Raw genomic sequence first — 19,634 nt, 5'->3', positions numbered from 1 at the left:
TCACGAACTGGTGTTTATTTCTTACCTAAACGTACCTTGACTGCATTGGCGTGGGCCTGCAACCCCTCCACCTCAGCCAGACGAATAATATCAGTTCCCAGCCTTTGCAAGCTTTCCTCGGTAAAGGCAATGACACTGGATTTTTTCATAAAGGTATCAACATTTAGTGGCGAGTAAAAACGAGCCGTACCGCTGGTGGGCAGCACATGGTTTGGACCCGCCAGATAATCACCCACTGGCTCAGGAGAATAGTGTCCCAAGAAAATTGCACCGGCGTGTTTTACTTTTCCCAGGTATTTAAATGGGTCATCCACTAAGACTTCCAAATGTTCGGGAGCAAAGCGATTGGCCCACTGCAAAGATTCTTCAATGCTTTCAGTCAGAATAATGGCACTATGCTTGGCCAGTGCTTGGCGGGCAATTTCCTGACGTGGCAGTTCCGCTAACTGCCTTTCCAACTCAAGGCTTACTGACTCAGCCAAGGAAACATCATGGGTTAATAAAATGGCCGAAGCCATAGCATCGTGTTCCGCTTGAGAAAGCATGTCGGCAGCTGCACAGACTGGTTTAGCAGTGGCATCAGCTACCAGTAAAACCTCACTGGGACCGGCCAGCATATCAATTCCAACCATTCCATAAACCAACCGTTTAGCCAAGGTTACGTAGATATTACCAGGGCCTGTAATTTTGTCCACCGGGGCAATTGTTTCTGTGCCATAGGCCAGAGCTGCCACAGCCTGAGCACCACCCACCTTATAGATTTCATCCACTCCCGCTTCCGCCGCAGCCACCAGAGTGTAAGGATTGATTTTGCCATCAGACATGGGTGGCGTAACCATTACAATTTGTGATACCCCAGCTACTTTAGCAGGAACTGCATTCATTAACACAGATGAAGGATAAGAGGCAGTACCACCGGGAACGTAAATACCAACCCGCTCCAAGGGTATAATTAACTGACCCAGGACCGTACCCTCAGGATCCGGCTGAAACCAGGACCGTGAAAGCTGTTTTTGATGGAAGCTTTCAATCCTTTGTTTGGCCAATCGAAGGGAGGCCAAGACCTCAGGGTCCACCAGTTGGTAGGCATCTTCGATTTCCTCGGGACAGATTTTTAAGTCCTTTGGTTCTAAGTTGGCTTTATCAAAACGTCGAGCAAAAAAGCATAGAGCTTGATCACCCTGTTCCCTGACTTCCTGGATAATGGAAGCAACTCGCTGGGCAATTTCCCCCTGATCATTAGTTCGATTACTTAATAAGCCATTAATCTCTGATGGATCGGTTGATTTTATGATTCTAATGACCCCCATTAAGCTTCCCCCCCTCCACCACTTGTCTCATTCTTTCTACCAATGGATTAATTCTTTCACTCTTCAAACGATGGCTAACCCGGTTGGCAATCAAACGAGTAGTGGAACTCAATACATCTGCCACCGGTACCAAGTTGTTCTCACGCAGAGTTCTTCCTGTGGATACTAAATCTACGATCACTTCTGCCAAACCTACAATAGGAGCCAGTTCAATGTTGCCGTGCAGCTTAACAAATTCCATTTGCATGCCCTGCTGGCGGAAAAACTCCTCTGCAATGCGGGGAAATTTAGTGGCTACCCGGGTTTGATTCCAAAACTGAAGTTCTTGCTCTTTTCCTTTGGGAACTGCTACCACAAAGCCACAGCCGCCATATTTTAGGTCTAATAGCTCGTATACATCCTTATGTTGTTCCACAATGGTATCCTTTCCCACCAGACCCAGATCCGCTGCACCGTATTCAACATAGGTGGGAATATCCGTGGGACGACAGATAATAAAACGTACCGCTTCCTGTTCGGATTGAAGCAGCAATTGACGCCCGGGATCCTTCATAAACTCTATATCTAAACCAGCCAACCCCAGGAGTTTTACGGTTTCCTTGTACAAAGTCCCCTTGGGTATAGCAATGGTCAATAAATCCTTTGCTGCAACCACAGGATCACCCCTTTAACTTGTTAAATTATTAATATAATAGTATGTTAAATGCATAATCAGTGGGTGTCAAGATAAAGTTTTTCTATGTAGAATAATTAATTGCAATTTATACTATTCCTTTTAATTTGTAAATTAATCCTCTTAACAAAGGAGGAGACCCCTTTGCATCTCTGCCTAGGGACCTCCACCTTTCAGATATTAGTTTTATAAAAGATTCAGCGGTAACAAGATCAAAAATTACCCTCTATTGTTGTGTCAATTACATCTAGGTTATCTGGAGTAGTTTCACCATTAGTATTTTCTAGAGGTTCTGTTATATCTGCATCGGCATCTTCTAGTGTTAAAGAATTTGTAAGATCATCCGAAACAGGATCAGCTATAGGTACATCTGTTATTGTATTGATTTCCTCTACCTCTAGATCATTGGTCATAGTTTCATCATCGGTATTCTCTAAGGTCATTAATAAATCTGCATTGTTTTCTTCCAAGGGAAAAGAAAAATCAAGACTTGTGATAACATACCCTGTTTTGTTCAAAGTTAATTTGTACTCACCCTGCATTGGTCTATAATCATCTGTAGGGTAGATGACATAGTGTCCTTCATTTTCTTCATCATTTGCTTCATTATGAAAGACCATTCGTAGAGGAATATCTATACCACCCTTTTCCAAATAAAAATTAAACACTAGATTGGGGTTCTCTTCCAGATCCCCAGCAACAAGATTTGTTATTGGAGCACCAGTCGCTGCATTCTTTACCATCACACCTAGATGATATGGACAAGACATTTCCGTACTCTCTAAGGTAACTGCTATATCTGCAGCAGGATCCGTTGGTACTCCACGGGTAATCCTCAAACCTTCCATCATGTGACCATGTTGTCCGCCTTGTACCGACACAAGTCTCCAAAAATCTGAAGTGTTATGAAGATACAGTTCAGACACACCCTGGGGAATAGCTGCAGCAATCTCAAATACTGCATTATTGTCATGGGGTGTAATGGAGTCGATGGGTACAATTACTTCGTTATTATCAGCATCATAATAGGAAAGTTTTATATCTTCGGTTCCGAGCTCTGCTACGCTTTTGTGCAGATTGAGTGTAAATCCATCATTAGTAACATTATTTACATAGGCTTTATTAGCAATGATAGGTGACCAATGAGACAAGATCTGGATAAATCCACCCACATTGGTACCATCGCCAGTGGCACGGCATAGAATCAAGTATCCTGCATCGGCTTCAGTTGTTGTATAGGTCAGATCTGTTGCTCCTTCTATGGCTGTCATGGCAAAGGTAGCTGGATTTACCCTATACCACTGGTACGTTAGATATTGATTCAGATCAGTTCCATCATGATCTGGAAGCTTTTCTACGTTAAAGGAGGCTTCCTTACCACTACCAACATAGGGTGCAATAACACCAGTAATTGACATACTTTCATCCAATCCCCAGCCGGTAAATACTGTAGTAATAGCAGATAGAGGGACCTCCACCTCGTTGGAGGTATAGCCGTTCTTAGCACCACCATTAACCAACAGACGGTAATTATAACTTCCGGCAGGGCTGTTTAGGCTGAAATTATCCTGTTCATTATTTGAGGTCGTAAGATCCTCACCGTAATGCTGATAATTCCTCCATGTGGAGCCATCATCAGAATACTGCAAAGTATAACTATTGGCACCATATTTTGAGGGTGGGTCAAATTCAAGGTCTACTACAGCATAGTTACCCACTTCTCCTCCTCCGAAGACAAAGCCCTGATTTACCCTATGGGTTCTATCTACATACAGTCCACCAATTTTTCCTGGTTCACTGCTAAAGGGTATAAAATCAGGTAGAGACCCTCCCTCTCCCGGTGTAAAGGGACTCGGTTCAACGGGATCTGTTGGTATAAAATTAGCCACCAGTATTCTGGCTGCTGTACCCATAGTGAAGGAGTAGTTAGCGCTGGTACTTATCTGTGATCCATTCTCTGTCCAGTCGACAAATTTGTAGCCTGCCTTTGCTGTTGCTATTACTGTTACTGCAGCTCCCTGAGTATAGCTACCCCCGCCAAGTACGGTTCCTCCTGCTTCGGGATTAGTCGATACTGCTACTTCATATTTTGGTGTAGTGCTGCTGCCACCACCACCGCCACCGGAGGATGAAGTTCCGCCAGAAACAGTCTGCCCTCCAATATTGGAAGTTACACCGCTGGCCACCTCTCGTTTAGTGGGTGTTTGGGCAATACTCACATTAGCTGCATTTACTTTGGCTGTTTCAATTTTACCATCTCCAGTAACCCGGGCCGCTGCATTTGCCGTTAGAGTATTTACCGTTGCATCCTTGGCCACATTAACCGTGGCACCAACTGCTTCCTTGGCCACTTCTAAGGTTTCGATTTGACCAGACATAACTTCAACTTTTACTTCTTTGGCTGCCACTGTGACAGCTGCAAAATTACCTGTCAGACTGACCTTAGCAGTTGCGGGAATAACCTCTGATAGGGTTACAGTTTCAAAGCCTGGGCCCATTGTGGTGGTTTCAACCAGTGTGGCTCCGGACTCCAGTTGCACAACCTTAACTGTTGTATTACCCGAGGCAACTACCCTTACCCCTTCTTTAGTTACCGTTATACTGGGCAATGAGCAATCCTCTAGGGTAATGCTATTTGCCCCACCACCTTTGATTATTGTTTTACCACTAACCTTTACGTTCTTAAGTTTGACATCACCATCTCCGACACCCTCAGCTAACAACAAATCTCCGGTAATGGTAGTGTTTTGTAAAGTTACATCTGCTACACTAATTATTACATTGCCCTTAATGGTTTCAGTACCTGTGGCAGGTCCATAGATGCCGGGTTGTGTATAGGATATGGTTTTCCCTGCGGCAGTTGCTTTCTCTCCTGTGACCCGATCCAGTGAAACTATGGCTTCAGCCCGTGTAATAGGCTTTATAGGTTTAAAGGTTTGGTCTGCATAACCACCCATATAACCATTTGCAGTCACTGCTCCTATGGCATTCCTACTCCATTGGGGCATATCCTTGGCATCCTTGAAGTTATTGATATTTATGTTTGTACTAGCGTCCAGCTGTAAAAGTCTGGCTATTATTGAGGCAACTTCTTGTCTAGTTATCTGATTATTTGGCTTCATTGTTCCATCTTGATATCCACCAATATACCCCGCAGCCATTGCTTTTGCGATATCACCAGCAAACCAATCATTTGCATTAACATCTAAAAAATTAACTTCTATTGCTTTTGTAAAACCAAATGATCTGTTAACAAGTGCCATAAATTCAGCCCTTGTGATATTGTTTTCTGGTTTAAATTTGCCATCCTCATAACCTTTGGCCAAACCACTTTGCACCCAATCACTTATTTGTTTTTCGGCCCAGTGTCCTTTAATATCTGAGTCTTGCGCAATGGCGGATACTGGGAAAAAGGTTAACATCAAAAAAATCATAAGTAAGTTAATAAAAAAAATATTTTTTATTGTTCTAAAACCCACACTTTTACCTCCCTTTTCATAAATTAATACTTTGGTTTTATCACCCACCTTTCTTCTCCTCATTGAACCGTCCAATATGAGGTAAGTCTATTTTTTATTAGCCGTTCCAATACGAAAAGAACTGTTAAGTAAGCTTAACAGTTAAGGAACAACTTTATTGTGCTATTTTTTTTTACTGTAGACTACTACCCTTAAAGGCTGTTTATTGATATTTCTACCCCCAAATGATATCCTACCCCTAAACCTACCCCGACTTATGTAAATTTGGTCAAACAAAAACCACCCTTTCAGGCGGTTGAAATCTTAAGAAAATTATGTTTTTGGGGTAGGAGAAATTTTAAATAAAAAGAATCTATTTAAATTATGATAAATAAATTAATAGCAAATTTATATATACCGCCCTGGGCGGGTCAATCTTCCGCCCTTATCTTAATATTTGGCTGGATTTTAATTTACCCAATGCACGGTCTTTTGTTGCATTTTATATTTGGACCCAAAGCTTACGTTTTAGGTCATATTTTTACTGCAAGTCACGGCCTAGGACTGGTGGTATTAGGGCTACTACCCACCTGTGTGTTCCAAAATACCCTATCCGTAAAACTTGCAGGTTTTGTTGTTTTCATTTTTACATTTATTTGGTCTATATTTCCAGTTCATAGTTATATACAGTATGGGATATGTGCTTTACTGGGATTTATCTCTGCCTACCTAGTACTGATCTGGGCTGGTGGCTTCAGGTTTAATAAATCCCCCGAGCTTACTGTAGGTTTTGCAATGGCATTTACTAATATATTACTGGGCTTGATGTTATTCGATTATCCTAAACTGGAAACATTGTATAAGGTTACCGCCTCAATAACAGGACTGGGACCTCTGTTAGGTGCATATTATTTAACCCGCACCAAACCATTAATTGAAACACAGCAAAGCAAGGCAGAACCAGAAAATAATAAAAATATTATGTACACTTTTTTAGGAATAGCAATGTTATCATCTTTTGCCTACTTTTCTGGAGGTTTATGGTATCGAGCGGTACTACCCCTTTTCTACTCAAAAATACCTGGCTTAATGGGTATTGAGTTGTTCGTATATGCATTGACCGTTCTAATTCTAGCGTTTTTTTCCAAAAAATACTCCTTCTACTGGGTAGGAACCATCAGCCTTAGTATGCTCGGGATTGGCCTGGCTACTTCAATATCGGGGCTAGAAAATTTGCTCGAGGTTACAATAACTTTCTCCTTTTTGGCCATAGGCCTTGCAGCTATGGACTTGTTTTACTGGCTTATACTTGGTAAACTGTCAATTTTTTTAGGATACCAGAAGGCCTTTGGACTGGGTTTGGGGTTATCTTTGTTATTTATAACAGCCCCTGGCATAGCTATAGATTCAGGTATCCTTGAAAACCCACTTTTAAACCCAGCCTTATCTGTAATAGGTGCCTGCCTTTTATTACTGATTAACCCCCTGCTGGTATTTTTGCTTCGATCATCGACACTATCTTCAACCAAAATAATAACAACCATTCCCACTGCCACTAATGAGCTGGTCGCCACCAAGGATGATCAATTGTCTGCCATTAATTTACCAGAGTATTATCACAACTTAACCAACGCAGAGAAAAAAGTTTACGAGCTTATCTGCAAAGGTCATACTGATGCGGAAATTGCAATCACTCTATGTATATCACGTCACACGGTAAAGTTTCATGCAAGAAACATTTTAAGAAAGGCCGGTTTCTCCAACCGTAAGGAGCTACTGGCTAACCTATCTGGAAACAGAGATAAAGATAAATAATATCAAAGGTTAACCAAATTTGCTTGCAATAATTAAACTCTTGCCATTGCTATACCAGAATGGAGAGTTAGAACCTATCATAACATTCTATTAAATAACCCCTCCGGAAAAGCGTTAATACTTCTGCTTTTTCGGAGGGGTATCTTTTTTCAAAAAATAAACAGATTAAAGGCTTATCTCCTCACTATTACCTTCTTTATCAACGTAAATCACCTTGGCAACTCCCAGACTTCTGGCTTCTGCCTTGGCTTTGGCTGGTTGGTATTCGAAGAGAGCTGTAACTACATTTTGGCCTTGGGACCTTAACTCTCTGGCCACCTGCAAGGCCTCAGCCAAACTGTCATTATCCCAGGCCACCAATACATCCGGTGCTGGTTCTCTGGGGGGACCCTGGAGGCGCTCCAAGGCTACTAATACACGCTCTAGGTTTACTGCAAAGCCAGTGGCAGGCATAGGATAGCCGAAGTTGGCCAGCAGTTGGTTGTAGCGTCCACCACCACAAATTGGGAAGCCCATGGCAACGGTATAGCCTTCAAAGACCAGACCGGTATAATAATCCAGACCCCTTAGAAGACCTAGGTCCAGTGTAATATTTCTTTCTACACCATAACAAGTGAGACCCCGATATAACTTTCGAAGATTATCGATGGCATCCGTAGCTGGTCCTGGTTGAGCCAACTCAATGGCTTGGTCTAAAATTTCCGGTCCACCCCGCAATTCAATAAGATCCAAGGCTCGGCGTGCTTCCTCGGGAGTGGCAGCATGGCATGCCAGGATTTCCTCCACTTTAACATAGTCCTTATTGCCCAGAGCTTCTTTAAGGTCCTGAGCCACTTCCCTGGGTAATCCTAGTTGTTTTACCAATCCATGAAATATCCCGACATTACCAATACTAATTTGAAAATCGCCTAACCCTGTCTGCCTAAGATACTCTGCCACTAAGGCGACAACTTCGGCATCAGACTCAGGGGAAGAGGGACCCATAAGTTCTACCCCAGCCTGATAAAATTCTCTTTGGCGCCCTACCTGGGGCAGTTCATAGTTAAAAACATTGGCCAAATAAAATAATCGCAAAGGCGGTGTAATGCCTTTCATGCGAGTGGCAACTAGACGAGCCATCGGTCTGGTCATATCTGGACGCAAGGCCATGAGATGTCCTTGACGATCTAAAAATTTAAAAAACTTTTCTTCCTGCAGTTCCTCGGAGGAAAGATTCTCCATATATTCAAAAGTTGGAGTTACAACTTCTTTATAACCCCAGGTTTCAACCAACTTTGTGAATTTTTCCTTCAAACCGCGCATTAAGTGAGCTTCTGCAGGTAGCACATCCCGGACACCAGGTGCCAGGCGACCAAATCTGCTTGATGTCATAAAGTCACACCCTTTTTTATTCTTTTGTTTTGTCATTTTGCATTGGGCTTTGTTCCGCTAGCCGTCTTAACACTAGCTTATAACCGTCGGCCCCATAATTTAAACAGCGTTTTACCCTACTGATGGTGGCAGTACTAGCCCCTGTTTTTGTGGCAATATCCCCGTAGGTTCGGTTTGCTTCTAGCATTTTAGCCACTTCCAGTCTTTGGGCCAAGGAGCGAAGTTCTGAAACAGTACATATATCTTCAAAAAAATGATAGCATTCATCAATATTCCTCAGCGACAAAATCGCTTCAAAAAGGCTGTCATTGAGTTTATCCTTTAACTTACCCTGATACTTCAAGGAAATCCCTCCCGTGCTATCTATTATTATGGCCAAGATAAGTTTTTCCCATCTGTTCCCTTTAACCCTTTTCGACGTTAGAGAATTAAATCCTTTATGATTTTATTAATTTAAAGTAACAAATTATTTTTTCAAGCCCAAGTCCCATGGATGATGGCTGAAAGCAAAGATTAGAAAAAGGGAGTCAAGCTTGAATAATTGAATAATGCAAGCCTGACACCTGTATGTTATGATTATTAAATGACAATAAATAAGAAAGGAGTACTAAAAATGTTAGCAGGACTCACTATTCCCTATGATACCCTTGAAAACTTAGGAATTTCAATTGGCATTTTGTTGCTCTTCCTTATATTTAGAAAACTTTTTACCAAATATGTTTTCCGCCTTATTCTATTAATTAGTAAAAAATCACCTACTGAATTTTTTTCTTATCTATGTCTCTCATTCGAACATCCTGTTCGCTGGCTCTTTCTAATTATTGGTATTTATGTTGCTGCGGGTTATTTCCCTTATATCGAACAAACAAATCCTGTATTTTTAAAAGTCATCCGATCCTCTGTCATCGTTATAATTGCCTGGGGATTATATAATCTCTCTTCTCATTCTTCACTTTTATTTCATAAAATAAATGAAAGAATGAATATAGAAATAGACCAAATACTAATCCCTTTTATTTCAAAGGCTATCCGCTTTATTATTGTGGCTATCAGCTTTAGCATCATTGCTCAAGAGTTTGAATATGATGTAAATGGCTTTGTAGCTGGACTTGGTTTAGGCGGTCTGGCCTTTGCATTGGCAGCAAAGGATGCTATTGGTAATTTATTCGGTGGAGTAGTGATTATTACTGAAAAACCCTTTTCCATCGGTGATTGGATTATGACCCCTAGTGTTGAGGGTACCGTCGAGGATATTACTTTTCGTAGTACAAAGATACGAACCTTTGCCCAAGCAGTAGTAACAGTACCTAATGCAACCTTGGCTAACGAAAGTATTACAAATTGGAGTAAAATGGGTAAAAGACGTATTACGTTCAATTTAGGACTTACCTATGATACACCAAAGACAAAAATAGAAAGTACAGTAAATAAACTAAAGGATATGTTGAAAAACCACCCGGATATTCACCCGGATACAATCTTTGTAACCTTTGATCGTTTTAATGAAAATAGCTTAGATATTTTCCTCTATTTCTTTACCAAGACAACTGTTTGGGAACAATTTTTGAAAGTAAAAGAGGAAATTAATTTTAGTATTATGCAAATAATTGAAGAAGAAGGGGTCTCCATTGCCTTCCCCAGTAGAACCATCTACCTTAGTCCCCAAGAAGAAACTCTTTCTAGAGTTGAAGTGGAATTTGAACGTGGGAGATAAACAACTGGCCCTTGGCCTTGAGCCATGGGCCATGAGCTATATTTGATTGTTGTCCTTTTGGATCTTTTCTATAAGTAAAAACTCTCCGCTAAAATTACCAAAGGCCAAACCGTCAGATTATGTTTGACGGTTTGGCCTTTTTCAATATCATAGCCTATGGCCATTTTACTTAAGACTAATGTCTAATCTCTATTCAACGCCCTATGGGCAATATCTGTTCTATAATGCGCTCCATCAAAATGGATAACCTTTACTCCCTGGTAAGCCCGCTCAATGGCTGTCTGGATATTTGGTCCAATGGCTGTTACTCCCAGTACACGGCCACCAGACACCACAACCTTGCCGTCCTTCAGGCTTGTGCCGGCATGAAACACTTCGACCCCTGCTGGGGTTTGATCGCAACCTGATATGGCCATGCCCTTTTCATATTTTCCTGGATAGCCTTGGGCAGACATCACCACACAGACAGCAGCCTGCTCCTTCCACTGCACTGGCTGTTGGGCCAAGCGTCCTAGCAAAATAGCTTCCATAATATCTACCAGATCAGTTTCCAGCAAGCACAGAACAGGTTGAGTTTCCGGGTCTCCAAAGCGGGCATTAAATTCTAACACCTTAGGTCCCTCAGAGGTAACCATTAACCCAGCATATAGTACACCCCGGTAAGGCCGTCCCTCTGCAGCTAGGGCCTTAACGGTGGGGTAGAGTATGTCTTGTTCTACAATTTTAGCCAGTTCCGAAGTATAGACTGGTGCCGGGGCATAGGCACCCATTCCCCCGGTATTGGGACCACTATCCTGATCGCCCACCCTCTTATGATCCTGGGAAGCCACCATAGGTACAATTGTATCCCCATCCACAAAGGCAAGGATACTTACTTCTTCTCCCTGTAAAAATTCTTCAATCACCACGCGATCCCCGGCTGTGCCAAAGGCTCGTTCGGCCATAATAATATCCACTGCCGCCAAAGCTGTTTCATCGTCCATGGCCACGATTACACCTTTACCTGCAGCTAACCCATCTGCCTTGATTACACAGGGTGCTCCGTATTTCTTGACATAGGCTCTGGCTTCCTCTGCGTCCTCGAAAGTGGCATAACGGGCTGTGGGAATATTGTATTTGGCCATAATATCCTTAGCCAAAGCTTTGCTGCCCTCAATTTCTGCTGCTGCTTTGGAAGGACCAAAGATTTTAAGTCCTTCTTGCTGGAACAAATCTACGATACCATTGGTTAAAGGAATTTCCGGCCCAACCACGGTGAGATCAATTTGTTCTCTTTTCGCAAAGTTCAGCAGTCCTTGATTGTCTTCTGCAGCAATCTGAATACAGGTGGCAATCTGATTGATACCTGCATTACCCGGAGCACAGTAGATTTGCTTTACCCGGGGACTTTGCTTGAGTTTCCATACCAGGGCATGTTCACGTCCGCCACCGCCAACCACTAAAATTTTCATTAAAAGACCACTCCTGCTAAGCTATTTTATCCATGATAAAACTCTTAATGTTTAAAATGCCTCATACCGGTAAAGACCATGGCTATGCCGTGTTCATTGCAGGCTTGAATGGACTCTTCATCCCTGATGGAACCACCTGGCTGAATAATCGCCCTAATCCCCATCTTAGCTGCTTCATCCACTGTATCCCTGAACGGAAAGAAAGCATCACTGGCTAAAACAGCTCCCCTGGCCTTTTCCCCAGCTTGTTCAAAAGCAATGCGAGCAGAACCGACCCGGTTCATTTGACCTGCACCAACACCTATTATTTGTCCAGCTTTGCCTAATACAATGGCGTTGGACTTTACATGCTTAACCACTGTCATGGCAAAGATTAGTTCCTTTAATTCTTCCTGAGAAGGCTGTCTTTCGGTGACAACTTTCACCTCGTCCATATTTAGAACTAATCGATCAGCCTGCTGCACCAGCAAGCCACCATTTACCTTACGAACCTCTAAAACATCCTTGGTTTGCTCAGTAAGTTCCCCTGTGGCCAACAGTCGGAGATTTGCTTTCTTAGTCAAAATTTCTAAGGCCTCGGACGTAAAATCTGGTGCAATAATGGCTTCCAGGAAAATCTTAGACATTTGAGCAGCAGTTTCTCCATCTAATATTCGGTTTACTGCCACAATTCCCCCATAGGCCGAAACAGCATCGGCCTCAAGGGCACACTGATAAGCCACTACTAAATTGTCAGCGGTGGCTGTACCACAGGGATTGTTGTGTTTGATAATTACCACACTGGGCGTAGTGAATTCCCGTACCAGTTCTAGGGCACTGTTGGCATCTAATATATTATTATAGGAAAGCTCTTTACCATGCAGTTGTCGGGCATTGGCAATGCATGGCCCGCTAACCGAGGGGTCTCTATAAAAGGCGGCCTTTTGATGGGGGTTTTCACCATAGCGCAGATCCTGGGCCTTGACCAAGGAAAGGTTAAATTCCGGGCGGAATATTTCATCATCGGTTACCTGCCCTAAGTAATTGGCAATGGCTGTATCGTAACTTGCGGTATGGGCAAAGGCTTCACGAGCTAAAGCCAACCGCAGTTTGTCTGGTAATTCTCCCTGCTCCTGCAGGACAGCCAACACATCCCCATACCTTTGAGGATTGACCACGATGCCCACGTAGGCATGGTTTTTAGCCGCTGACCGTACCATCGTAGGCCCACCAATGTCGATATTCTCGATGGCTTCTTCTAGGGTAACATTGGGCTTAGCAATTGTCTCACGGAAGGGATAAAGATTGACTACTACCAAATCAATGGGTGTAATATTGTGTTCCTGAAGTTGGTTTAGATGTTCCTCGGTACGCATGGCCAGAATGCCGCCGTGCACATTGGGGTGTAGAGTCTTAACCCGGCCATCTAATATTTCCGGAAAACCAGTAACATCCGATATATAAACCACTGGTACACCAGCCCCCCGCAGGGTTTTTGCTGTACCTCCAGTGGAGACAATCTCTACACCCAGTTCTGCCAAGCCCCGGGCAAAATCCACCAGACCAGTTTTATTCGAAACACTGATTAAAGCGCGTTTTACTTTCATCAAACCTCACGCCTTTCTTCATTTGTTGGGGGCGATTCGTCAGGTTAAAGCTGATAATTTAAACCCTCACGCCCCAGCTTAGTATCTTTGGAAAGGGCCTTGGGCCGTGAGCCATGGACCTTGGGCTTTTTGTGCATGATTTTACTTAAAGGTCTTTAGCTCATGGCCCACGGCACATGGCCCAGTATATTATTCGGCAGACAACAGAACCGTTCCCTTGTCATTACTTTATATATACACGTCTGCCCTTGACTTCTAAGCGTCCCTCAGCATAGAGTTGGATGGCCTCGGGGTACAATCGGTGTTCCTGCTCTAAAATACGGGCAGATAGACTCTCTTCGGTGTCTTCGGATAATACAGGCACCGCCGCCTGTAAAATGATTGGTCCAGTGTCCATGCCTTCGTCAATAAAATGAACGGTACAACCGGATATTTTAACCCCGTACTGTAATGCATCCCTTTGTCCATGCAGACCAGGGAAGGACGGCAGCAGTGCTGGGTGGATATTCATTATTTTATTGGGGAAAGCCTGTAATAATGCTTCCCCCACCAGTCTCATATAGCCAGCCAGGCATACCAGTTCCACATCAGCCTGCTGCAAAAGCTTAACTACGGCCTGTTCATACTCCCCTTTGCTAGGAAAGGCTGCTATCTCTAGGCCAAAGGCCGCAATGCCTGCTTGCCGAGCCCGCTCCAAGGCATAGGCTGACGGTTTGTCACTGATCACCACAACTACTTCAGCTGCAAGGGAGCCCCTTTGACAGCAATCCATAATAGATTGCAAATTAGATCCCCGACCCGAAGCCAGTACACCTAATCGTAATTTTTTCATAAATTATCTCCCTAAAGACTCTTTAACTGATTCATACTTAACCTGTGGGGAACCATCCTCTACTCGACCGATAAGATATGCCCTCTCATTGCACTTAACCAAATCTTGCATTACAGTTGCTGCTTCGGCTGCAGGTACTATTAAGACCATACCAATCCCCATATTAAAGGTCCGAAGCATTTCCTCCTGTGCCACTTGACCTATCTGTTGAATCAAATTAAACACCGGCAACACCGGCCAAGATGAAGGTTCCAGCACCACCTGAACCCCTGGGGGCAGGATACGTGGTATGTTTTCTGTTAAGCCACCACCAGTGATATGGGCCATCCCCTTGATAGTATATTTATCTAACATGGCTTGTACAGTTTTAACATAGATCCGGGTGGGCATGAGTAGTTCTTCCCCCACTGTCCGACCTAGCTCTGGAACAAAATCAGATACACTGTAACCTGCCACTTCTAACAAAGCCTTGCGGGCCAGAGAGTAACCATTACTGTGCAAACCAGAGGAGCCAAGACCTATGACCACATCCCCCGCTGCAATATGTGCTCCATTAATTAATCGGCTGCGATCCACCACCCCAACAGCAAAACCAGCTATATCATATTCCTCTTCCGCATAAAAACCTGGCATTTCTGCAGTTTCTCCACCAATCAGGGCACAGCCAGCTTGGCGGCAACCTTCGGCCACCCCTTCCACGATCTCGGCCACCCTTTCTGGTTGGAGCTTGCCCACAGCTAAATAATCCAAGAAAAACAATGGTTCTGCCCCTTGGACTAAAATATCATTGACACACATGGCCACAGCATCAATACCAATGGTATGGTGAACACCAGTCAGTTGAGCCAAACGAAGTTTGGTGCCCACACCATCGGTTCCGGAAACCAATACAGGCTCTTTGTATTTATCTGTGTTGAGGGCAAAAAGCCCACCGAAACCACCAATCTCAGTTAGAACTTCCGGTCGAAGGGTGCTGCGTACAGCTTTTTTCATCAAGCCAACGGCACGGTTTCCTGCTTCGATATCAACCCCGGCACCAGCATAGGTAAGGGGCCTTGCTTTCTGCTCGGTCATAGATACACTCCTTATTCCAGACTGAACTTAGCGTTTTTATTTGACTTAGGTATTTCCACCGGATAATTCCCATTAAAACATGCCGTACAAAATTGCTCTTCTTTGGGTGTGAAAATCTGTAGTAGTCCCTCTAGGCTCAGGTAATGTAAACCATCGGCTTCGATACACTTACGAATCTCTTCCTGGGGCATTTTAGCGGCAATTAATTCATTTTCATCAGAGGTATCAATTCCGTAATAACAGGACCGCAAAACCGGAGGTGAACTGATAACCATGTGAACTTCTTTGGCTCCGGCCTCCCTAAGCATGGATACTAGCTTTTGACTGGTGGTGCCCCGGACAATGGAATCATCGACCATCACCACACGTTTGCCCTCCAACACCTCCCGGATGGGGTTTAATTTGATTTGTACTCCCAGTTCACGCATTTGTTGGGTAGGTTGGATAAAGGTCCGGCCAATGTAGCGATTTTTCATAAGTCCCTCTTCAAAGGGAATGCCAGCTTCTTCAGCATAGCCCCTGGCCGCTGCCGTACCAGAATCTGGTACTGGAATGACGATATCAGCATCTACCAGGTATTCCCTGGCCAACTGGCGTCCCATCTCTCGGCGCACCTTGTTAACATTATAGCCATCCATTGTGCTATCGGGTCGGGCAAAGTAAATATATTCAAAAATACAGTGGGCCGGGCAAGGCGCTTTAAAACCTGGGGTGGAGGTTACCCCACTACGGTCAATGCGAAGAATTTCGCCCGGTTCCAAATCCCGGATAAAGGTGGCACCCACTGTTGTCAAGGCACAGGATTCCGAAGCCACCACATATCCTTCACCCAAGCGACCTAGACAGAGAGGGCGAAAACCGTGGGGATCCCGGGCTGCATAAAGGGTATCCTCGCTCATGATCAGTAAAGAATAAGCTCCTTTAACATCAATCATGCACTTCATTAAAGCATCTTCTACACTATTGGCATTGTAACGGGCAATTATATTTACTAAGACTTCACTGTCTGTAGAAGACTGAAAAACTGACCCAGTGGAAGCCAATTGCATACTTAGCTCCGTTACATTGGTAAGATTTCCGTTGTGAGCCAAACCTAGCATGCCTTTAGCATATCTAAAGACTAATGGCTGAGCATTAAGTGGATGACTGGACCCGGTGGTACCATAACGTACATGACCAATGGCAGCAAAACCGGAAAACTTGTCCAGACTGTGACCAGCGAAAACTTCTGGTACCAAACCCATTCCCTTATGCAGCTCAATACTACTTCCATCAGCCACTGCTATCCCCGCACTCTCTTGACCACGATGCTGCAAGGCATATAGACCGTAATAAGTTATTCGGGCCACATCCAAGCCTGGTGCATATATACCAAAAACACCACACTCTTCCACTGGCTTATCCGGGTAAAGAATGGGATCTATTTCATTAAACATTCGATCGCCCCCCGCCAGGTTTCTTCTAGCTTACTTAGAGGTAGATTGATCAAGTTGCCACCACAGCCGCTGCAGCCAGGGTTGACAATATTGATTAGCAATGATGAGCCAGCCACGTTGCCCAGCTGAGTATAGGGTAGATCAGCTTCCACCAGTTTTTTCACCAATTCTACACTTTTGTTACGGGGAATGGTGATAATAATTCTAGATTGACTTTCGCCAAAGAGCAGAGCATCCCCCCGGAACCGACGTACCATTGTAATATCCGCTCCCAGACCACCGGTGATGCAACACTCAGCCAAGGCCACTGCTAGACCACCTTCAGAACAATCATGGGCAGATTTAATCAGACCACTTTTTATTTCATTCAGCACAAATTGCTGTACATTTTTCTCTAAGGTTAAATTTAGCAGAGGTGCCTTGCCTTTTTCCAAGCCAAAATGCACCTTTAGGTATTCACTGCCACCCAGTTCAGGCAGGTTTTCACCGATGAGGAAGATAGCATCCCCTTCCTCCTTAAATCCCTGGGTACATACTTTATCAAGATCCTCCACCAGACCCACCATACCTATGGTGGGAGTAGGATAAACTGCACTACCCTTGGTTTCGTTATATAAGCTTACATTACCACCAGTCACCGGAGTTTCTAAAGCCCGGCAAGCCTCTCCCATACCCTCAATACAACGCCAGAAGGTCCACATAACCTCTGGTTTTTCTGGGTTACCGAAGTTTAGGCAATTAGTCACAGCTAAGGGTTTGGCCCCGGAACATACGAGGTTGCGAGCTGCCTCAGCCACTGCAATGGCTGCCCCAGTCTTGGGATCCAAATAGCAAAAACGTCCATTACAGTCTGTAGTCATAGCTATACCTTTACTAGTACCCTTGACCCTCAACACAGCGGCATCAGAACCAGGCAGTACCACTGTATTAAGTCCTACCATATGGTCATACTGCCGGTAAACATATTCCTTACTGGCAATGTTGGGGGAAGCCAGTAATTTTAGCAGCACTTCATTATAATCATCGGGCATGTTTAGTTGATCCAGCGGGTAATTTTGTACCTCAGCCAGGTAGGCAGGAACCTCTGTGGGCCGCTGGTACAAGGGGGCTTCATCGGTGAGAGCTTTGGCGGGCATTTCTGCCACCACCGTTTCTCCTTCCTTAAGTCGGAGCAGTCCATCAGCGGTCACTTGTCCCACCACAACACAATCAAGATCCCACTTGGCAAATATTTCCTTTACTTTGTCCTCACTGCCTTTTTTCACAACCAACAGCATGCGTTCCTGGGATTCTGAAAGCATTAATTCATAAGGGGTCATGCCCGCTTCCCGTCTGGGTACTAAAGCTAAATCCATTTCTAAACCAGTACCAGCACGGCTGGCCATTTCACAGGAGGAACTGGTCAGTCCTGCAGCACCCATATCCTGAATACCCACTACATAGTCGGTTTTTATAACCTCCAGACAGGCCTCCAGCAGTAGTTTTTCCATAAAGGGGTCTCCAACCTGCACTGCAGGACGCCTTTCTGCGGCTTCTTCGGACAGTTCCTCCGAGGCAAAGGTAGCCCCATGGATACCATCTCGACCGGTTTTGGCACCTACCACCATCACCGGGTTACCTATACCAGAAGCAATACCCTTTTTAATATCCTTTTGCTCAATTAAACCTACACACATTACATTAACCAGACAGTTTTCTTCATAACTGTCTGAAAAATAAACTTCGCCGCCCACTGTAGGTACACCGATACAGTTACCGTAACCACTGATACCAGCCACTACACCATCAAAAAGATAACGTACCCGGGGATCCTTGAGTTCTCCAAAACGCAAGCTATCTAAAACAGCTATGGGTCTGGCCCCCATGGTAAAGATATCCCGTAAGATACCCCCCACCCCAGTAGCCGCACCCTGATAGGGTTCAATGGCCGAAGGGTGGTTATGACTTTCGATCTTAAATACCACAGCCTGTCCATCACCAATGTCAACAATTCCAGCATTTTCACCGGGTCCTTGTAATATAGCTGGACCCTCAGTGGGCAATGTTTTTAGGGCCGGCTTGGAAGTTTTGTAGCTGCAGTGTTCTGACCACATCACAGCAAAGATACCAATCTCTACATAATTAGGCTGACGACCTAAAATTTCTACAATGCGCCCGTACTCCACATCCGTCAGACCCATGTCACGCCAAACCTTTGCTTCTACTGTCATTAGCCACACCTCCTCTGCCAGGTATCCAGCAGGGACTTAAATATCATTTGTCCATCAGTATTACCCAGTATTTCCTCGGCGCAGCGTTCTGGATGGGGCATCATGCCAAGGACATTACCCTGCTTATTGCAAATCCCGGCAATGTTGTTAACGGAACCATTGGGATTGGCCTCCGGAGTAATTTCGCCATCTTTGGTACAATAACGGAAAACCACTTGGTTATTTTCCTCTAATTGCTGAAGGGTATCAGAATTGACATAATAGTTTCCTTCTCCATGGGCAATGGGAACCTTTATAACACTGCCTAGATTTCCAGATGTTGTAAAGGGAGAAGTATTGTTCTCAAGTCTTAAAAAAGTATCGTGACATAAAAAGGACAAATTTTTATTTCGATGCAAGGCGCCAGGCAACAACCCTGCCTCAGTCAAAACTTGAAATCCATTGCAAATTCCCAGCACCAGCCCACCCTTTTGGGCAAATTCAACCACCGGTGCCATTACCGGTGAGAACCTGGCAATGGCACCACAGCGTAAATAATCTCCGTAGGAAAAGCCCCCTGGTAACACAATGCAGTCATAGCCCTCTACGCTGCCGGATTTGTGCCAAATGTATTCCGCCGGCTGTCCGGTTACAACTTTGATCGCATGCAGGCAGTCGGCGTCACAATTGGAGCCGGGGAATACCACCACTCCAAATTTCACGCG

At 44.3% G+C, this 19,634-nt stretch carries 14 protein-coding genes; 2 read left to right on the top strand and 12 right to left on the bottom strand.

Annotation, left to right across the window (positions count from 1 at the left end; genetic code table 11):
- Positions 1 to 14: 14 nt before the first annotated feature.
- From hisD to ACYQ03_RS08185, 3 genes are all read right to left on the bottom strand, one after another.
- Positions 15 to 1,310 (bottom strand): histidinol dehydrogenase, encoded by a 1,296-nt coding sequence (hisD, locus tag ACYQ03_RS08195; RefSeq protein ID WP_459909117.1) that lies wholly within the window; start codon positions 1,308 to 1,310, stop codon positions 15 to 17.
- Positions 1,297 to 1,965 (bottom strand): ATP phosphoribosyltransferase, encoded by a 669-nt coding sequence (hisG, locus tag ACYQ03_RS08190; RefSeq protein WP_459909115.1) that lies wholly within the window; start codon positions 1,963 to 1,965, stop codon positions 1,297 to 1,299. The genes hisD and hisG overlap by 14 nt, the downstream gene beginning before the upstream one ends.
- Before the next feature lie 230 nt (positions 1,966 to 2,195).
- Positions 2,196 to 5,510 carry an S-layer homology domain-containing protein gene (locus ACYQ03_RS08185; RefSeq protein ID WP_459909113.1) on the bottom strand — a complete coding sequence of 1,105 codons (3,315 nt, stop codon included), beginning with the start codon at positions 5,508 to 5,510 and terminating at the stop codon, positions 2,196 to 2,198.
- A 726-nt stretch (positions 5,511 to 6,236) separates the two neighbouring features.
- Between ACYQ03_RS08185 and ACYQ03_RS08180 the strand changes: the two genes are divergently transcribed.
- Positions 6,237 to 7,256 (top strand): LuxR C-terminal-related transcriptional regulator, encoded by a 1,020-nt coding sequence (locus ACYQ03_RS08180; protein ID WP_459909112.1) that lies wholly within the window; start codon positions 6,237 to 6,239, stop codon positions 7,254 to 7,256.
- Between the two features lie 165 nt (positions 7,257 to 7,421).
- Here ACYQ03_RS08180 and hisZ read toward each other — a convergent pair whose 3' ends face one another.
- A complete protein-coding gene (gene hisZ / locus ACYQ03_RS08175) occupies positions 7,422 to 8,627 on the bottom strand; it encodes an ATP phosphoribosyltransferase regulatory subunit (protein WP_459909110.1) in 1,206 nt (401 codons plus the stop codon).
- Positions 8,628 to 8,643: 16 nt separating this feature from the next.
- Positions 8,644 to 8,970 (bottom strand): YerC/YecD family TrpR-related protein, encoded by a 327-nt coding sequence (locus tag ACYQ03_RS08170; RefSeq protein ID WP_459909109.1) that lies wholly within the window; start codon positions 8,968 to 8,970, stop codon positions 8,644 to 8,646.
- Positions 8,971 to 9,240: 270 nt separating this feature from the next.
- Between ACYQ03_RS08170 and ACYQ03_RS08165 the strand changes: the two genes are divergently transcribed.
- A complete protein-coding gene (locus ACYQ03_RS08165; RefSeq protein WP_459909107.1) occupies positions 9,241 to 10,341 on the top strand; it encodes a mechanosensitive ion channel family protein in 1,101 nt (366 codons plus the stop codon).
- Positions 10,342 to 10,523: 182 nt separating this feature from the next.
- Here ACYQ03_RS08165 and purD read toward each other — a convergent pair whose 3' ends face one another.
- The 7 genes from purD to purQ form a co-directional block, all read right to left on the bottom strand.
- Positions 10,524 to 11,792: a phosphoribosylamine--glycine ligase gene (gene purD, locus ACYQ03_RS08160; RefSeq protein WP_459909105.1), complete on the bottom strand. Its 1,269-nt coding sequence runs from the start codon at positions 11,790 to 11,792 to the stop codon at positions 10,524 to 10,526.
- 44 nt (positions 11,793 to 11,836) lie between these two features.
- On the bottom strand, positions 11,837 to 13,378 hold the full coding sequence (gene purH / locus ACYQ03_RS08155; RefSeq protein ID WP_459909103.1) for a bifunctional phosphoribosylaminoimidazolecarboxamide formyltransferase/IMP cyclohydrolase: 1,542 nt from the start codon (positions 13,376 to 13,378) through the stop codon (positions 11,837 to 11,839).
- Between the two features lie 223 nt (positions 13,379 to 13,601).
- Positions 13,602 to 14,210, bottom strand: a complete 609-nt coding sequence (gene purN, locus ACYQ03_RS08150; RefSeq protein ID WP_459909101.1) for a phosphoribosylglycinamide formyltransferase — start codon at positions 14,208 to 14,210, stop codon at positions 13,602 to 13,604.
- 3 nt (positions 14,211 to 14,213) lie between these two features.
- On the bottom strand, positions 14,214 to 15,284 hold the full coding sequence (gene purM, locus ACYQ03_RS08145) for a phosphoribosylformylglycinamidine cyclo-ligase (protein ID WP_459909099.1): 1,071 nt from the start codon (positions 15,282 to 15,284) through the stop codon (positions 14,214 to 14,216).
- Positions 15,285 to 15,295: 11 nt separating this feature from the next.
- Positions 15,296 to 16,720: an amidophosphoribosyltransferase gene (gene purF / locus ACYQ03_RS08140; protein ID WP_459909097.1), complete on the bottom strand. Its 1,425-nt coding sequence runs from the start codon at positions 16,718 to 16,720 to the stop codon at positions 15,296 to 15,298.
- A complete protein-coding gene (gene purL / locus ACYQ03_RS08135; protein WP_459909095.1) occupies positions 16,705 to 18,930 on the bottom strand; it encodes a phosphoribosylformylglycinamidine synthase subunit PurL in 2,226 nt (741 codons plus the stop codon). Before purL ends, purF begins: the two co-directional genes overlap by 16 nt.
- Positions 18,930 to 19,631 carry a phosphoribosylformylglycinamidine synthase subunit PurQ gene (gene purQ / locus ACYQ03_RS08130; protein WP_459909093.1) on the bottom strand — a complete coding sequence of 234 codons (702 nt, stop codon included), beginning with the start codon at positions 19,629 to 19,631 and terminating at the stop codon, positions 18,930 to 18,932. The genes purL and purQ overlap by 1 nt, the downstream gene beginning before the upstream one ends.
- Positions 19,632 to 19,634: the final 3 nt, after the last annotated feature.

The organism is Desulfotomaculum defluvii (genome assembly GCF_054657375.1).
The sequence above is the reverse complement of the archived record's forward strand: the minus strand, read 5'-3'. Positions and strand labels throughout refer to the sequence as shown.

Excerpts from the sequence above, each read along its gene's own strand:
- hisD (WP_459909117.1), bottom strand. The coding sequence starts at position 1,310 with ATGGGGGTCATTAGAATCATAAAATCAACCGATCCATCAGAGATTAAT.
- hisZ (WP_459909110.1), bottom strand. The coding sequence starts at position 8,627 with ATGACATCAAGCAGATTTGGTCGCCTGGCACCTGGTGTCCGGGATGTG.
- purF (WP_459909097.1), bottom strand. The coding sequence starts at position 16,720 with ATGTTTAATGAAATAGATCCCATTCTTTACCCGGATAAGCCAGTGGAA.
- purL (WP_459909095.1), bottom strand. The coding sequence starts at position 18,930 with ATGACAGTAGAAGCAAAGGTTTGGCGTGACATGGGTCTGACGGATGTG.
- purN (WP_459909101.1), bottom strand. The coding sequence starts at position 14,210 with ATGAAAAAATTACGATTAGGTGTACTGGCTTCGGGTCGGGGATCTAAT.
- purH (WP_459909103.1), bottom strand. The coding sequence starts at position 13,378 with ATGAAAGTAAAACGCGCTTTAATCAGTGTTTCGAATAAAACTGGTCTG.
- ACYQ03_RS08180 (WP_459909112.1), top strand. The coding sequence starts at position 6,237 with ATGGCATTTACTAATATATTACTGGGCTTGATGTTATTCGATTATCCT.
- purD (WP_459909105.1), bottom strand. The coding sequence starts at position 11,792 with ATGAAAATTTTAGTGGTTGGCGGTGGCGGACGTGAACATGCCCTGGTA.
- purM (WP_459909099.1), bottom strand. The coding sequence starts at position 15,284 with ATGACCGAGCAGAAAGCAAGGCCCCTTACCTATGCTGGTGCCGGGGTT.
- ACYQ03_RS08165 (WP_459909107.1), top strand. The coding sequence starts at position 9,241 with ATGTTAGCAGGACTCACTATTCCCTATGATACCCTTGAAAACTTAGGA.